The organism is Streptomyces uncialis (genome assembly GCF_036250755.1).
In the GTDB taxonomy this organism is placed as follows: domain Bacteria; phylum Actinomycetota; class Actinomycetes; order Streptomycetales; family Streptomycetaceae; genus Streptomyces; species Streptomyces uncialis.
The window spans coordinates 4,574,122-4,589,867 of record NZ_CP109583.1 but is presented as its reverse complement, the minus strand read 5'-3'; the positions used below and the strand labels follow the sequence as shown (position 1 = coordinate 4,589,867).

The following is a 15,746-nucleotide window of genomic DNA, read 5'->3' as shown; positions in this document are numbered from 1 at the left end:
TTCGGAACGGCTGACGGAACCGCAGTCGGGACGGCTGTACGGGGTCGGGCTCGGCCCCGGGGACCCGTCGCTGATGACCGTACGGGCCGTCGAGGTGATCGCCGGGGCGGATGTCGTCGCGTACCACAGCGCGCGCCACGGGCGGTCGATCGCACGGTCGATCGCGGCCCGCCATCTGCGGCCCGGCCAGATCGAGGAGCCGCTGGTCTACCCGCTCACCACGGAGACCACCGACCACCCAGGCGGCTACCGGGGCGCGATGGACGAGTTCTACGAGGAGGCCGCAGTCCGGCTCGCCGCGCATCTCGACGCGGGCCGCAGCGTGGCCGTCCTCGCGGAGGGCGACCCGCTCTTCTACAGCTCGTACATGCACATGCACAAGCGGCTCGCGCACCGCTATCCGACCGAGGTGATCCCCGGGGTGACGTCGGTCAGCGCGGCGGCGGCCCGCCTCGGCACCCCGCTGGTGGAGGCCGAGGAGGTGCTGACGGTCCTGCCGGGCACCCTGCCCGAGGAGGAGCTGACGGCCCGCCTCGCCGCGACCGACTCGGCCGTGGTCATGAAGCTGGGCCGCACCTTCGGCAAGGTCCGCCGCGCGCTGGACGCCTCCGGCCGGCTGGCCGAGGCCAAGTACGTGGAGCGCGCCACGATGGACGGGGAGCGCACCGGGGACCTCGCGGAGGTGGACGAGGACACCGTGCCGTACTTCTCGGTGGCCGTGCTGCCCAGCCGGGTCGACGCCGGGCGTCCGGAGCGGGAGCGGGGCGAGGTCGTCGTCGTCGGCACCGGACCGGCGGGCCCGCTGTGGCTGACCCCCGAGTCGCGGGGCGCCCTCGCCGGCGCGGACGACCTCGTCGGCTACACCACGTACCTGGACCGGGTGCCCGTACGCTCCGGGCAGACGCGGCACGGGTCGGACAACAGGGTGGAGTCGGAGCGCGCCGAGTTCGCGCTGCAACTCGCCGCGCGCGGCCGGAAGGTCGCTGTCGTCTCGGGCGGCGACCCGGGGATCTTCGCCATGGCGACGGCCGTCCTGGAGGTGGCCTCCGAGGACGCCTACCGGGACATCCCCGTCCAGGTGCTCCCGGGAGTGACGGCCGCGAACGCGGCGGCGGCCCGCGCGGGCGCCCCCCTCGGCCACGACTACGCGACCATCTCGCTGTCCGACCGGCTCAAGCCGTGGGAGGTGGTCGCGGAACGCCTGCACAAGGCGGCCTCGGCCGATCTGGTGCTCGCCCTGTACAACCCGGGCTCGCGCTCGCGTACCTGGCAGGTCGGCAAGGCCCGCGAGCTGCTGCTCGAACACCGCGCGCCGGACACCCCGGTGGTGGTCGCCCGCGATGTCGGCGGCCCCACGGAGCGGGTACGGATCGTGGCCCTCACGGACCTGGACCCCGCGGAGGTCGACATGCGCACGATCCTGCTGATCGGCTCCTCCCAGACCCGGACGGTCAGGCGCGGCGCCGACGAGACGATCGTCTGGACCCCCCGCCGCTACCCGGAGACATGACCGGTACGGAGCGCGCCTGAGCGGTACGGGGAGTACCCGGGGCCGTACGGGGTCCGAGGGCCGTACGGGGAGCCGGGACGACGTGATCCGGGGGCTGTACGGGAGCCGGGGCCGTACAAGTTCCCGGGGCCGAACGGGAATCTGGGGCGCCGTACGGGGTCCGAGGGCCGTACGGGGAGCCAGGGCAGACAAGTTCCCGGGGTTGCACGGGGAACTGGGGCAGACGAGATCCCAGAGCCGTACGCGAACCGGGGCCGTACAAGGTCCCGGCGCCGGACAAGGCCCAGGGCCGGACGGGCGCGTCCCGGGGGACCGGGAGACCGGGGGCCCGGGGGACTCAGGCGGCCGTCCGTCCCGTGACCCAGTGGGCGGCCTCCTCGGGCCCCGCCACCACCGGCACCCCATCCGGTACGGGCGGTCTGCGGACGACCACCACCGGTACGCCGGCCTCGCGCGCGGCGGTGAGCTTCGGGGCGGTGGCGCGGCCTCCGCTGTCCTTGGTGACGAGGACGTCGATCCGGTGCGCGGCGAGCAGCGCCCGTTCACCGTCCAGCGCGAACGGCCCCCGGTCCAGCAGGACGTCCATCCGCCGGGGTACGGGCGGCTCCGGCGGGTCGACGGACCGCACCAGGAACCACAGCGCGTCCAGTTCCGGGCGACCGGTGAACGCGGCGAGCCCCGTCCGTCCCGTGGTGAGGAACACCCGGGACCCGAGCGACGGCAGCAGCGCGGCGGCCTCGGCCAGCGAACCGGCGGACCGCCAGTCGTCCCCGTCGACGGCTTCCCACCCGGGCCGCCGCAGCGCGACCAGCGGCACCCCGGCCGTCCGCGCGGCCCCGGCCGCGTGGAAGCTCATGGTCCCCGCGAACGGGTGCGTGGCGTCCACCAGCACATCGACGCGTTCCCGCACCAGCCAGCCGGCCAGCCCCTCGGCTCCCCCGAAGCCGCCGATCCGCACCTCACCGGGCGGCAGCCGGGGCGCGGCGACCCGTCCGGCGAGCGACGAGGTGACCGTCCGGCCCGGGACGGCGGGCGCGGTCAGCAGCTCCGCGAGCCGCCGGGCCTCGGCTGTCCCGCCCAGGATCAGTACGTGCACGGAGCCGGATTCCCTTCCTGGCCGGTGCGACCACCGGCGGACGTATGGCCCGTGTGACCCCACGGGCGGACGTGACGCCCCACTCAAACACACCGGTCCGCGCCCCGGCCCACAGCGCCTGGCGGCCCGCGCACCGGCAGGACGACGGCGGCCCGCGCGACGACGACGGCGTCGACCACATCGGGGATTCCCGACGCGGAGCCGTCGCGAGCCCCGACGGCCCGCCCGGCACTGAGGCTCGCAGCTCCCGCCCTGTTACGGGTGAGCCGGTTCGGCGTTACCCCTGGCTACTTGTCTCCGTCCACGCGTTGCCCGGAGGGGTACGGACATCGCGACGGTGTCCGCAATCACGTAAGGCGGGCCGCGCCGGAGAACTCCGGCCATCGGTGACAGCGACCACCAGAACCGGGATCAGGCCGAGTTCACACCTTCTTGACGACGATCCTGTCGGGAACCAGCCGTTCCAAGTCGTCCACGTCGGAGGTGAAGACCGTGACCTGGCCCGTCTGCTGTCGCGCGATGACGGCGAGTATGGCGTCGATGGCGTACTTGTGGCCGTGCAGACCTGTGTCGGCCAGGAGCCGACGGGCCTGCCGCGCTTCGTCCTTCCCGATGTCGGCAACGCTGATGCGGGACAGGACCCAGTCCCAGCGCTGTTCGGTGGTTCTGCCGTCGTATGCCTCGACGAGGGTCATAGGAGAGGTCACCACCTCGGCTTCACCAGCAGCGGCCAGCTTGAGCCGGGCGATCATCATCCGATCCCCGCGCACTGCCAGCGAAAGGGCCTCGCTGTCGAGCACGAAGACGCGAAGTCGTCGGCCAGGGTCACCGACCCGTTTCCTCACGCGGCTTCTCCCGCACGGCGCTGCCCGGTCGCGCGACGCGCATGCTCGGCGTCAAGGTCGTCCAGTTCGCCGCGCACCTCAGCGCGTTCACTTTCCGTGACCGGTCCGTGCTCCTCCTCCAGCCAGCCGACAAGCTCTACGAGCCGGTCGCGGTCGCGCTTGGACCGCAGCGCCTCGGCCACATACGCCGACAGTCCCCGCTCGGCCGCCTCTCCACGGATCTCCTCAAGGAGGTCCTCGGGGATCGTCACCGTCACTTTTTTCGTTGCCATATAAGAAACCATACTCGACGTGTCCATTGCCTTACTTGCTCTCGCGGTGAAGGCACTGTCTCGGGTCGGGACGCGGTGTCGCGGGTGCGGGCCGGGTGCGGCAAGCGAACCGAGTCGGCGCGGGGCCGCTCGTGGCGTGGGCGTCGGTGGTGCCTGGCCCGACGCCGTGCCTGGGTCCCGGAAGGCCAGGTGCCGGATCGGTGACGCTGTCCCCCGGCGTCACGGAGTACCAGCGCGATGGCTCCGCAGAATGCACACGGGCGTGCTCGATGCTCACGGGTGTGCTCGCCGCCCCGCGGCACCCCGGTCCCTGCGTCCTCGTCGGCCATGGGCTGCTGGTGTGCGTAGCTCTTCCGGCAGCAGGATCGCAGCGGTGGCGCGGCCGCACCGCCGCCGTTCTTTCCCGAGCCCCTACCTTGGGCCGGTCGCCATTCCCGACGACGAGCTGTCCATTGTGATCACGGGCCTCGTGGACGATCTTGATTCGGTCGCTCTTCGCGCGGCATTCGGCGCCGTTGACGCGTCGAAATCGCGGCTCGGTGGGGGACCGGCGGTTGCTACCGTCGATCCGGTATCCCCATCCCGTTCGCCGGATCAGAAGGATCTTCCTCATGCATGATGCCCGCGCCTTGATCGACATGGGTGCCGAAGCGGTTCGTCGGCTCGATCGGCGCGGCTACTCCCTGGACCTGTCCCGACTGGAAGACCTTCAGTCCCGGCGCAATCACAACATCCGCGCGGCCGACGAACTGCGGGCCGAGTCCAAGCGGGTGGCGGGCGAGGTCCAGCGGACGGCGAAGCAGGGTGGGGACATCTCCGAGCTGAAGGACCGCGCTCGCGAGCTGAAGGACCAGATCCGTGAGATCGACGCGGGACAGGAGCAGGTCCAGGAGGAGCTTCGTGAGCTGCTTCTGACCATCCCGAACCTTCCCGACGAGACGGCGCCCGACGGCGACTCCGACGAGTTCGCGGTCGAGATCCGGCGCGTCGGCACCCCGCCGACGTTCTCGTTCGAGCCGAAGGACCACGTCGACCTGGGCGAGGCCACCGGCATCCTCGACTTCGCCCGCGCCACGAAGCTGTCCGGACCGCGCTTCGCCGTCTCACGAGGCGCCGGTGCCGCCCTGGAGCGTGCCCTGGCCACGCTCTTCCTCGACATCCACACCCGCCGCCACGGCTACATCGAGCACGGCGTCCCGTACCTGGTCACCCGCAAGACGATGACCGGCACCGGGCAGTTGCCGAAGTTCGAGGAAGACCTGTTCAGGACCGGCACGGCGGACCGTGACCTGTTCCTCATCCCGACGGCCGAGGTCCCGCTGACCAACCTCTACGCCGACGAGATCATCCCGCCCGCCGACCTGCCCCTGGCCCTCACAGCACACACCCCGTGCTTCCGCTCCGAGGCCGGCTCGTACGGGCGCGACACCCGGGGCCTGATCCGACAGCACCAGTTCTCCAAGGTCGAGATGGTCAGGATCGTCGACCCGGAGACGGCGGACGCCGAGCTGGAGACGATGGTCGGCCACGCCGAGGCATGCCTGAAGGAGCTCGGCCTCGCCTACCGCGTGGTCAGGCTGGCGGCCGGTGACACGGGCTTCTCCGCCCAGCTCACGTACGACATCGAGGTCTGGATCCCGAGCCAGAACACGTACCGCGAGATCTCCTCGGTCTCGAACTTCGGCACCTTCCAGGCCCGCCGGGCGAACATCCGGACCCGGGGTGAGGACGGCAAGCCCAGGCTCGTCGCCACCCTCAACGGCTCCGGCCTGCCCATCGGCCGCACCGTGGCCGCCCTCCTTGAACAGTGCCAGCAGCAGGACGGCTCCCTCGTCCTTCCCGAATCCCTATTCCCGTACCTCGGCTTCCGCCGTATCTCGGCGGACGGAACACCGGAGGCATGACGTGCGCGACGCCGTCTGCGACGTTGTCACGTTCAGGCATTCGCCCGTCTTCCAGCACACCGACACTGACATCGCCTTCGCCGGCAGACGGTCCCGGCTCCACTGCCCTCTGGGCAGCGCGAGGGCCGAGGGGAGGATGACTCCGCAGGCCTGCCGCTGAATTTGCATCGCAGGGCCGGTCCAGCCATCCCGGCTATGGAAGGGCCGCTCAGTCCCTAAGACCGGCACTGACCTTTCAGGGCGCAGCCACCGACTCAGTTGCTTCGCCTGTCCACCAGCCCAGGCCGCTGGTGCGTTAACTCTTGGCGATGGACCTTCTGGGCGTGGTTCACGGTCCGTACGCTGGCGATAGTGCTCCAATCAGCGAGGGGATGCCGACGTGGGTGAGAGCTTGACGCTGGGAGACCGGCTCCGGGTGGCACGCAAGACGCGGGGGTTGTCCACCGCGCAGCTTGCCCAGCGGGTAGCGGTCTCCGCCAGCCAGATCCAGAAGCTTGAATCCGGAGTCCGGAGGGCGACACCGAGTCTGATATCGGCCCTGGCGCGGGCGCTGCGCTTCGGCCCAGAAGTCTTGACGGGCCAGCCGTACTACGGGGACCCGGAAGCCGAGGACGGAGTGCACGCCGTCATCCCGGAACTGCGACGGACCCTGCTCTGCTTCGACGCCCCCGACGAACTGGAGATCCGGCCGCGAGCGCTGCCGGTCCTGGCCTCCGAGGTGGACCAGATCTCGGCTCTGCGGCGGGATGCCCGATACGTGCCGATGGGGCCATTGCTGCCCCCGGTGATCACTGAGCTGACTCATGTGGCACTTGGCACCAGGGGTGTTGAACAGCAGCAGGCGTTCTGGCACCTGGCTCGCGCGTATCGAGCGGTCAACAGCCTCGCGCACAAGATGGGGCACCACGACCTGGGCAACACGGCCCTGGAACGGGTTCGGTGGGCCGCCGACCGAAGTGGCGATCCGTTGATGCAGGTCACCGCTGGCTTCCTGGTGGCGGGGTCGATGCTGCGCCAGGGCGCGACCGAGACTGCCCGGCGCAAGCTGAAGGGGCTACGGGGCGAGCTGGAGCGGCTCCAGCCGGAGCGTTCGTACACCGACGACGCGCTGGCGGTCGATGGGGCGCTGTTGCTGAAGCTCGCGGTGGTCGACTCGCGCGAGAACAACCCCGAGGGTGCCGAGGAGTTCCTCCGGGAGGCCGAGCAGGTCGCGCATATGACGGACAACAGGGACAGCCACGCCTACGAGATGAGCTTCGGGCCGACGAACATCAGGATCCATGCCGTGCACGCGCTGATCGACACCGGGGACAGCGAACAGGCACTGGCCCGGCTCTCCGAATGGGGACAGGGCGGAGCCGCCTGGGTGCCCCCAGCCTCGACGGTTGGTGAGCGATCCAGCCACCACCACATCGACGTCGCGTCCGCGCGCCTTGTGGAAGGGGATCGTGGCGGCGCGTTCTCCGAGCTGAAACGGGCGAGGAAGATCGCTCCTAGCCACACCCGATTCCACCCATCCGTGCGTGAAACACTCGGATCGCTGCTGCGCATGGACGCACACCCGTCCACCGAGCTGTCTGCGTTTGGTGCTTGGGCGGGCGTCGCCTAGCACAACAGCCGTACGTAGAAGCCTAGTTGGCGCGAATTGGGTGCGGACAGTTCGTCCGCGCACCCCCGCCTTGTGCATGGAATGGTCCTCTCACACCCAGTTGTGAGGGGGCCTTTCCCATGCCGGACGCGATCTCGACCGTACGGTTACCGAGGTGGATGCCCATCGGTAGCGAGCCTGAGCTGTGGCCCGCCGGAACGTGGTGGGACGCCGTCCGTGCGCCCGAGGACATCGGGCGCCGTGCCGTGGCGCTCATCGAGGAACAGGGACCGCCCGTGGGGCCGGCCATTCTCGACGGTGGGGGGCGCGAGCCCCGGATGTACTTCCTGACGCCGGTCGGGATCGCGGCGCGGTGGGAGGAACCGGGGACGGTGGCGCTGGGGCTGACCTGCCATGTCGTGGTCCCGCAGGCCGATCGCACCACAGGTCCCGGACTGCACTGGTACCGGCTGCCCACCGGCCCCCGCACTCTCAACCGGCCCGATGGGCTTCACCGCGCCCTGGTCAAGGCGCGCAGAGAGCGTGAAGGCACCCCCTAGAACTTGCTTCGCGGTCCAAGGCCGGCATCACACGGTGCCCAGTCTCCGCGGAGCTGATGAACACCGCCCCACCCAAATCGCTGAAGGGCGGTAACCGCCGGACCCCGGCGGACGCAAAGGGGCGTTCCAGTACATCCGACACGCAGAGAAGGGATCAGCCATGCCTCAAGCCAGGCGAGAGAAGAAGGACCACCTGATCTACGCGGACGTCGTGGACTCCAAGTCCAAGGCGGGCGTGTGGATGGGCGAGCGCGCCTCCTTCCAGGAGAAGCAGGGCCGCATCATCGAGGCCCTCAAGGAGCGGGCCGACTGGGTCGAGCTGAAGGACGCGATCATGGTCATCAGCGCCGACCCGGCCGGGATCACGGTCATCGCGCCGAATCCGACGCTGCCGGGCGTGATCGTCCTCGCCGACGGCGGTTCCCCGGCCACCTCCGCGAAGCTCCAGGCCGCCGCCGAGGAGACCGTTCGTGAGGTCATGGGCGAGCTCGGGACAGCTGAAGAGGAAGCGGTGGCCTGACCATCATGGCCGTCCCCCGGATGCTGTGGGAGAAGTACTTCCAGTACGAACGGGACGGGGAAGCGGTTCTCCTCGACCCGGTCGCGCTGGACAGTGTGTTCATCGACTCCGGCGAGGTCCACGACCTCGCCGGGGTCCCCCCGACCACCACCCATGAAGCCCTCGCCGGGCTCGGCTTCACCCCCGGCGGCCCTGCGGCCGACCGGCGCGAAGCACTCCATGACCGTCTTCGAATTCTCGGCCTCGACCGAGCCCCCGTCCGTGTCAGCGGCCTGCGGGTCGTCCTCACCGACCGCTGCAACATGACCTGCACCTATTGCTTCGTCGATACGAACAGCGGCAAACCGGACCTGACGAAGGAAGAACTCTCGGACGGGCTGGAGTTCCTGTTCGAGCAGAACGCCGGCCACGAAGAGGTGTCCATCCAGTGGTTCGGCGGCGAGCCGACCATCCGCTTCGATCTCATGCGGTACGGAGACCAACTCGCCGACACCCTCGCCGCCCGCTACGACGTGGCCAGGGTGCGCCGCACCGTGGTCACCAACGGTGCCCGCCTGACCGAGGTAGTTCTCGATCACTTCGTCGCGTACGAGTACGGAGTCGGCATCTCTATCGACGGACCTCCAGGCATCAACTCCGCGCACCGGCTTCTCCTCGGCGGGCAGCCCGCCGACGACCGGATTCGCCGCAACGTCGCCCGGTTCATCGAGGCGGACGGGCTGCATGTGGGCTGCAACCTCACCCCGACAGCCGCGAACATCGGACGCCTCGCCGAGACCGTCCGGTGGATCATCGATGACCTCGGGCTGAAGTTCATCTACGTCAACACGCCCATCCCGACTGCGGGCCACTGGCAGGTCAACGGCGCCGATCTCGCGCGGGAGCTGTACGAGGCACGCCAGGCCGCTCTGACACGGGGCGGGATGCTGTTCTCCGTCCTGGACCGCGCCTTCCAGGCCCTGGACACCCGGCGGCCGATGCTGTTCGACCATATGCAGGGCGACCGTAGTCTGAACGCCGCCCTGCTGCCGGGCAACCGGGTCAGCCTCTGCGACATCAACTTCACCGAACCGTCGTTCCTGCACACCCTCGACGAGCTGCGGTCCGATCCCGGTCTCCTGGCCGGCGTGGCGAAGAAGGTCGCCCCGGTCCCCGAGTGCGGGAACTGCCCCGCGCTCGCCATCTGTGGTGGTCCGTCCCGCAACGAACAGGCCCTCATCGGCGGCAGCACCCCGGACCCCGAGATGTGCTCCTTCTATACGAGCACCGTGGAGATCGCGGTCTGGGACAACACGGGGGTGCAATGAGCACCCACGTCCGTACGGCGCTGATCTCCACGGCCGGACACTGCAAGGTGGCCTGCGGTTTCTGCTTCCGGGCCGACCGGGCCCACGGCTTCCTCAACACCCCGACCTACACCCGCACCCTGTCCCGGCTGAAGGAGACGGGCGTGGACGGGGTGTGCCTGACCGGCGGCGAGCCGACCCATCATCCGCAGCTCAGGCAGCTCGTACGACTGGCCCACCAGTTCGGCATGTCGGTGTCGATGGTCACGTCGGCCCGCACCGTGACCGACGTGATCGCCCTCTCGCACGTGGCGGATCTACTGGTCAATGTGACCGTCTCCGCGGATTCCCGGGGCGCGATGCTGCTGGGACGCACCACTCGTACGGCGGCCACGGGCATCGACACGCTGCGCGCCATCAGCACCGAGACGAAGATCCTGCACGTCACCTGCTGGGATCTGAGCGACAGCGAGTGTCGGTCCCTGGCCGGCCTCGTGACCGAGGCCAGGGTGGGGGTCCAGTTCAGCCCCGTCGTTCTCGACGAGCATGCCCTGCGCCGCGACGGCATGCCGGTCCAGGAGTATCTGGCACGGCAGTGGCTCGACGCCGAGGTACTGGGGCATTACTTCGACCTGTCCGATCGGTACCGGGACTACCTCGATGAGCTGCGCAATCTTCAACTGTCGGCCGAGGGCGAGCGGCGGCAGTGCCGCTCGGCGACCGCGTATGTGTCCGCCGACGGCCTCATACGGCGCTGTCCCTACGGTCAGGCGTCGGTCAATGTCCTCGCACCGCGTGCCGAGATCGGACGGTTCCTCACCGATCCGGCGCAGGAACGGGTGACCCCGGACTGCGCCGCCATCTGCCGCCCCTCAGCCACGCCCGACGACCGTGAAGCGCCGTGCAGCGTGCCCGCGTGAGCACGGGACCGAACCACCACGACCCCCTGGACCGGCCGATGACGATCACGACACCCGATGACTTCACCCAACGCTGGCGACAGCCGCCGAACTTCCCGCTCGACCTCCGCTTCGACTACCTGTTTCTGCCCGCTGTCGACTTCCTCGACCACCTCCGGCGAGACGAGGAAGTGCGGTTCACGGTCCTCGGGGACGCAGACTGGCAGGTGCGGATGGACCGCACCGCCGCCTTCCGGACCGCGCCGATCGAGGAGATCGTCACTTGGCCGTTCCGGCTGGTGCACTTCAACCTCAGCCGCTTCTACGGCGACCTCCTGGGCAGCTTCCCGGAAGACGTCATGACCCCCTGGCGCACCCATCTGTCCGCCCGGAGCTTCACCTGGCAGCGCCTGGCGCCGATTATGTTCCTCTCCACCGAAGGCGTTTCCTCGACCTACCACAACGACAACTCGCACGGCCTGGTCTGGCAGGTCCATGGCACCAAGACCTTCCACAGCTACCTCGACCCCGACAAGCACCTGTCGGCCGACGAGGCCGTCATCGGCGAGACCACCAGCGAGGAGCCGCCCGAGCACGACCGGGCGGACCGCCAGTCCCTCACCATGTGGCCGGGAGACCAGTTGTGGAGCCACGCACTGACGCCCCACTGGGTCACTACCGAGTCGGAGCTCGCCATGAGCGTCACCCTCTCCCACGGCGGGCTGTGCCACCAGGGTCGCTTCTCCGAGCGGGAGCTGGCGCTGCGGTCCTACTGGGACAAGAATCCCGGCGAGGCGTGGACGCATGACCTGCGCCATATCCGCTACTGAGACCGCGTCCCACGGCACGAGGCGCTCGCCCGTGCCGTGGGACGCGGCTCTCGCCCGACTACGGGGTGAGCCGGTTCGGCCCCCGGAAGAGGAAGCCGGCCTCGCGGATGGAGTCCAGGCCGAGCATCACCATCAGCACTCGCCCCAGCCCCATGCCCAGCCCGCCGTGCGGAGGGCACCCGTACCGGAACGCGTTCAGGTAGTCCCGCAGCGGTTCGGTGCTCATCCCCTTCTCTGCGGCCTGCCGCACCAACACGTCGTACCGGTGCTCACGCTGTGCGCCGGTGGTGATCTCCAGCCCCTTCCAGAGCAGGTCGAAGCTAAGGGTCACGCTCGGGTCCTCGGCCGGCCGCATGTGGTAGAAGGGCCGGATACCCACCGGGTAGTGCGTGATGAACACGAACTCGTGCCCGGTGGCTTCCCTGATGTGGTCCGAGATGCTCCGCTCGCCCTCAGGGTCCAGGTCCTCCTTGACCCCCTCCGGGTCCCAGCCGCCCTTGCGCAGGATCTCGTGAGCCTCGGCCAAGGTGATACGTGGGAACGGCGTTGCAGGGACGGTGACCTCGATGCCGAAGTGCTCCGCGATCGCCTCTCCGTGTACGTCGGCGACCTTGGCGATCGCGTGGGCGAGCATCCGCTCCTCGAACACCATCACGTCCTCGACGCCGTCGATCCAGGCCAGTTCCACATCGACGCCCGTGAACTCGGTGGCGTGCCGGGAGGTGAACGACGGCTCAGCACGGAAGACCGGGCCGATCTCAAAGACCTTGTCGATCCCGGCCGAGATCGCCATCTGCTTGTAGAACTGCGGCGACTGCGCCAGATAGGCGCTACGGCCGAAGTAGCCGAGCTCGAACACCTCCGCGCCGGATTCCGAGGCGGTGCCCATGAGCTTGGGGGTGTGCATCTCCGTGGCGCCCTGCGCGTACGCGTACTCGCGCATGCCCTGCTCCAGGGTGGTCTGCACGGCGAACATCAGCTGGGTGGCGGGACGGCGGCGTACGTCGAGAAAGCGCCAGTCCAGTCGCTGCTCCAGGCCGGTGTGCTCGTCGATCGGCAGCGGGGTGGCGGCCAGGTTCATGACCTCGATCGTCTCGGGAACGATCTCCAGGCCGCCAAGCTTGACCTGGGCGGCGTCGACGACGCGGCCGGTGACGCGGACGGCGGACTCGGGGGTGAGGGATTCGAGCCGGGCTTCCAGCGGCCCGGCGTCGCGCCTGTGGGTCACCTGCACCATTCCGGTGCCGTCCCGTACGACGACGAATTGCATTTTGCTCTGCCGACGGAGGGTGTTCACCCACCCGCAGACGGAGACAGTGCGGCCCACGTGTTCTCGCAGGTCGCAGACGTGTACGCGGCTGTGGATCATTTCGGTCCTCCGAAGGACGTCGTCATGATCCCTTGGGAGTGCGGGCGAGAAGGGCGACTCGCGGTACCACCGCACTTTGCCGCCTGGTGATGGCGGCCTCATTCGGGCCCGATGACGGGGGCCGGCCGGCGGGGCATTGGACCACCGGACGGGGCCGTTTCTCCCCGCGCTCAGGAGGGTCTTCACCTCGGGGTGCGAGGCCGCCTTCCCAGCTATCGGCGGCTCTCTCTGCTCGCGTTTTCCCTGGCTACTTGTCTCCGTCCACGCGTTGCCCGGAAGGATACGGACATGGTGACGGTGTCCGCAATCACGTAAACCCACGCGTCGCTTGGGGAACCGGCCTGTCGGTGAAGCATGCTGGACGCATTCGTGCTCATGAGGAACGGGTCGTCACGGGAGTTCCGCCTGTTCGTGGATGTGGCGGCTTTGCAGGTGGCCGAGGCGGAAGCAGTTGAAGCGCAGTTCGCCCGCCTTGATGCACTGATTGCAGCCGCTTCGGCCTGGCAGCACGAGAGGAAAACCATGCGTGATGTTCACCCCCCATCGCTGAACGAGTTCTGCGCGACAGCGGCGGGGAGCCCGCGTGCGCGCATGCCGGCGATGTTCGAGTGTGCGCAATGCGAGAGCCATCCCCACACATCAGGTTTTGTGCGACACGGACGCTGCCGAGTGCCGCGTTGTGGTCCTGGAATATGTGCTGGCCTGAGGCCAGCGGTACTCGCATGCAGGCAGTCGCGATCGGACAGGTTGTCCAACCGGTGCCGGACTTCCGATTCGACGCTTGCAAGTACTGCACCAAGCCGGCGGGCGGCCAGGACGCGCGCTCGGTGCGTGCATGCCACCGGGCTGATGCTGCGGAAGGTGGCGCAGAGGATCCGTGACGCGTTCTGGGGGCCGTCCAAGGCAACTGGGACGGAGACACGTCGAAGGCCCCGCTGCGAGCAGCGGGGCCTTCGACGTTAGTGCCCGGTGAGGCACTGGCGGAGGATACGAGATTCGAACTCGTGAGGGGTTGCCCCCAACACGCTTTCCAACTCTGTCGGTCCCAGTCCGCCACCGTTCATGCCCGTTCAAAGCCCTGACGCTGGTCCCGGACGCTGGGTGGTTGAACCAGCCTGAACGAGGGCGGACGAGACTACGGATGAGACTGCGTTCAGCGGCGAGTGGCCGTCGGCATGAGGCGACTCGTGAAGCCGTCTCGGCACAGTCGCTCGTACGCCGCCATTACGTTCTCGGGCACGTCCTGCTTGATCATGAATCCCTGCTCGGGGTAGATCAAGAGCCGCTGGAGTGCGCCGACGAGCATGTCGATCACGAGTCGGCCGTCACCGATGCTGTCGACGTACTCGGGGAGCTCCATGGGAGCCGAAGCGCATACGAACTCGACGCCGGGCCAGAGCTTACGAGCGGTCGCATGCGCCCGACGCTGCTCGTAGGGCTTGGAGACGAGCAGGACCGACGAGACATCGATGCCTGCGGTCTCCAGGAGCTTCCGTGAGCGCGTGATGTTCTGACCGGTGTTCGTGGCGGTCGGCTCTACGAGTATCGCGGCGGCCGGCGCCCCGAGGCTGAGCGCGTGTTCCCGGTAGGCGACTGCCTCGCCATCGGGGAAGCGCGCCCGCGTAGTCGGGCTGTTGGCTCCGGTGAACACGATCAGGGGGACCAAGCCAGCCTCGAGCGCTTCGACTACTGTGGTGGCGACGCTCAAGTCATGGCTGCCGAGGCCGATCGCGACGGAGCAGGGTTTCGGGGCGTGGTGCATCTGGTGGTAGTCCCAGATGAGACGCGCGTCCTCCCACACCTGTACTGAGATCACTGATTCCGCCCATCTGCCGCTAGGCGTACCGCTTCGGCTGCCTCGACGTCGGGGAGCTGCTGGGACCACGTCAGGAACGCTGCCCGAGACTGTTCCGGATCTGCTAGGCCGCGCGCCGCGGCGAGCTGCCCCCACGTCGTTCCGTGCCTCAGGCCCTCGCGGACCAAGTGCTGCTCCTGGTCATCAAGGACGCGGCGGATCGCAGCGCCGAGGGCGAGTGCGGCGAGCGCATTCGACGCGGGGTCGCGTCTGTCCCTGCTCGTGCCACCTGCGGTGTGGCGCTCCCGGCGGGCCGCCAACAGCCACAGATCGGTGGTGGGAATGTCGCCGGGAGCCGTGATGACCGCCGTGTCGATCGGCTGAGGCTTTCCTTCACTCGGCACTGGGCCCTCTTTTCTCGGTCTTCGGGTCGCGAGTGGAGTCGGGGACCTTGAAGTCGTACTCCCACGCGAAGCGCGTGGCGGCGTGGACACCGATGGCGAATTCCACCACTGTGCCATCTGCTGTGTACGCGGTCCGATGTAGCTCGACCACGGGTTCGCCCGGCGGGAGCTGGAGCAGCTTCACTTCCTCGGACGTGGGGACGCGCGCGGACAGCTCCTCCTTCATGTGGTCGATCTCGTACCCCGCGTCGTACAGCACGCGAAAGCCGCCGCCTCGGCCTGCGGGACCGGGTGCCGGGTTGACGATCCTGGTCCCCTCGACGTGCTCGGGCCGGTAGTAGCTGGTCAGGGTGTGCGTCGGCTGCTCGCCTTCCTTCACCAGGCGCGCTCGGGCGTAGACCTCAGAACCCGCCGGCAGGCCATGAGCCGCAGCGACAGCCGGGGGCGCGGCGACCCGGCTCACGGTCTGAGTCTGCTCGCCGCGGCGGTACGCGCGGCCAGAGGCGACGCGATCGGCAATGAACGCCACCTCGTCACCGTCGCGCCACTTGGCCTTGTCGTACCGCGCGATGCCGAGCCGCTTGAGCGGGGTCTGCTGCCGCACCACGGTGCCGTGCCCCCGCGATGAGGTCACTAGGCCCTCAGCCTCAAGAGCCTTGTAGGCCGCGTGGACCGTGGACTTGGAGCCCTCGCCCGCCTCCACAAGGTCCCTAATGTGCGGGAGCCGCGTGCCCGGCTCGTACTCGCCGCTCTTGATGCTCTGGGCCAGCTTGTCCGCCAGCTCTCGCCACTTCGGCGCCATGGGGAACTCCTCTCGACGGCTCCAGTCAAACACAGTCCCAGGACTGTTGACAGTCCTGGGACTGTG

General features: G+C 69.0%; 16 protein-coding genes. 9 read left to right on the top strand and 7 right to left on the bottom strand.

Annotation, left to right across the window (positions count from 1 at the left end):
• The first annotated feature begins 10 nt into the window (after nt 1–10).
• Nucleotides 11–1,510 carry a precorrin-2 C(20)-methyltransferase gene (locus tag OG711_RS19000; protein WP_329563908.1) on the top strand — a complete coding sequence of 500 codons (1,500 nt, stop codon included), beginning with the start codon at nt 11–13 and terminating at the stop codon, nt 1,508–1,510.
• 337 nt (nt 1,511–1,847) lie between these two features.
• On the opposite strand, the gene OG711_RS18995 is transcribed toward OG711_RS19000, so the two are convergent.
• The 3 genes from OG711_RS18995 to OG711_RS18985 all read right to left on the bottom strand — a co-directional run bounded on the left by OG711_RS18995 (nt 1,848) and on the right by OG711_RS18985 (nt 3,723).
• Nucleotides 1,848–2,606, bottom strand: a complete 759-nt coding sequence (locus tag OG711_RS18995) for a cobalt-precorrin-6A reductase (protein WP_329559850.1) — start codon at nt 2,604–2,606, stop codon at nt 1,848–1,850.
• A gap of 422 nt (nt 2,607–3,028) precedes the next feature.
• The gene (locus tag OG711_RS18990; protein ID WP_329559849.1) at nt 3,029–3,451 is read right to left on the bottom strand and encodes a PIN domain-containing protein; all 423 of its coding nucleotides are present in this window, start codon (nt 3,449–3,451) and stop codon (nt 3,029–3,031) included.
• The gene (locus OG711_RS18985) at nt 3,448–3,723 is read right to left on the bottom strand and encodes a CopG family transcriptional regulator (RefSeq protein WP_329559848.1); all 276 of its coding nucleotides are present in this window, start codon (nt 3,721–3,723) and stop codon (nt 3,448–3,450) included. Before OG711_RS18985 ends, OG711_RS18990 begins: the two co-directional genes overlap by 4 nt.
• 373 nt (nt 3,724–4,096) lie before the next feature.
• Here OG711_RS18985 and OG711_RS18980 point away from each other — a divergent pair, with 373 nt between their 5' ends.
• From OG711_RS18980 to OG711_RS18945, 8 genes are all read left to right on the top strand, one after another.
• Nucleotides 4,097–4,342 carry a hypothetical protein gene (locus tag OG711_RS18980; RefSeq protein WP_329559847.1) on the top strand — a complete coding sequence of 82 codons (246 nt, stop codon included), beginning with the start codon at nt 4,097–4,099 and terminating at the stop codon, nt 4,340–4,342.
• A complete protein-coding gene (gene serS / locus OG711_RS18975; RefSeq protein WP_329559846.1) occupies nt 4,335–5,627 on the top strand; it encodes a serine--tRNA ligase in 1,293 nt (430 codons plus the stop codon). The genes OG711_RS18980 and serS overlap by 8 nt, the downstream gene beginning before the upstream one ends.
• 379 nt (nt 5,628–6,006) lie before the next feature.
• Complete coding sequence (locus OG711_RS18970) at nt 6,007–7,236, top strand: helix-turn-helix domain-containing protein (protein ID WP_266509648.1); 1,230 nt, start codon at nt 6,007–6,009, stop codon at nt 7,234–7,236.
• A gap of 158 nt (nt 7,237–7,394) precedes the next feature.
• Nucleotides 7,395–7,775 (top strand): hypothetical protein, encoded by a 381-nt coding sequence (locus tag OG711_RS18965; protein ID WP_329559845.1) that lies wholly within the window; start codon nt 7,395–7,397, stop codon nt 7,773–7,775.
• 160 nt (nt 7,776–7,935) lie between these two features.
• Nucleotides 7,936–8,295 carry a hypothetical protein gene (locus OG711_RS18960; RefSeq protein ID WP_329559844.1) on the top strand — a complete coding sequence of 120 codons (360 nt, stop codon included), beginning with the start codon at nt 7,936–7,938 and terminating at the stop codon, nt 8,293–8,295.
• 5 nt (nt 8,296–8,300) lie between these two features.
• Nucleotides 8,301–9,602, top strand: a complete 1,302-nt coding sequence (locus tag OG711_RS18955) for a radical SAM protein (protein ID WP_329559843.1) — start codon at nt 8,301–8,303, stop codon at nt 9,600–9,602.
• Entirely contained in the window at nt 9,599–10,501 is a 903-nt protein-coding gene (locus tag OG711_RS18950; protein WP_266509640.1) for a radical SAM protein, read from the top strand. Before OG711_RS18955 ends, OG711_RS18950 begins: the two co-directional genes overlap by 4 nt.
• Entirely contained in the window at nt 10,498–11,310 is an 813-nt protein-coding gene (locus OG711_RS18945; protein ID WP_329559842.1) for a hypothetical protein, read from the top strand. Before OG711_RS18950 ends, OG711_RS18945 begins: the two co-directional genes overlap by 4 nt.
• Before the next feature lie 58 nt (nt 11,311–11,368).
• Here OG711_RS18945 and aspS read toward each other — a convergent pair whose 3' ends face one another.
• The 4 genes from aspS to OG711_RS18925 form a co-directional block, all read right to left on the bottom strand.
• The gene (gene aspS / locus OG711_RS18940; protein ID WP_329559841.1) at nt 11,369–12,679 is read right to left on the bottom strand and encodes an aspartate--tRNA(Asn) ligase; all 1,311 of its coding nucleotides are present in this window, start codon (nt 12,677–12,679) and stop codon (nt 11,369–11,371) included.
• 390 nt (nt 12,680–13,069) lie between these two features.
• On the bottom strand, nt 13,070–13,216 hold the full coding sequence (locus OG711_RS18935; RefSeq protein WP_329559840.1) for a hypothetical protein: 147 nt from the start codon (nt 13,214–13,216) through the stop codon (nt 13,070–13,072).
• Between the two features lie 616 nt (nt 13,217–13,832).
• Nucleotides 13,833–14,495: a YdcF family protein gene (locus OG711_RS18930; RefSeq protein WP_329559839.1), complete on the bottom strand. Its 663-nt coding sequence runs from the start codon at nt 14,493–14,495 to the stop codon at nt 13,833–13,835.
• A gap of 372 nt (nt 14,496–14,867) precedes the next feature.
• The gene (locus OG711_RS18925) at nt 14,868–15,680 is read right to left on the bottom strand and encodes a GntR family transcriptional regulator (protein WP_329559838.1); all 813 of its coding nucleotides are present in this window, start codon (nt 15,678–15,680) and stop codon (nt 14,868–14,870) included.
• Nucleotides 15,681–15,746: the final 66 nt, after the last annotated feature.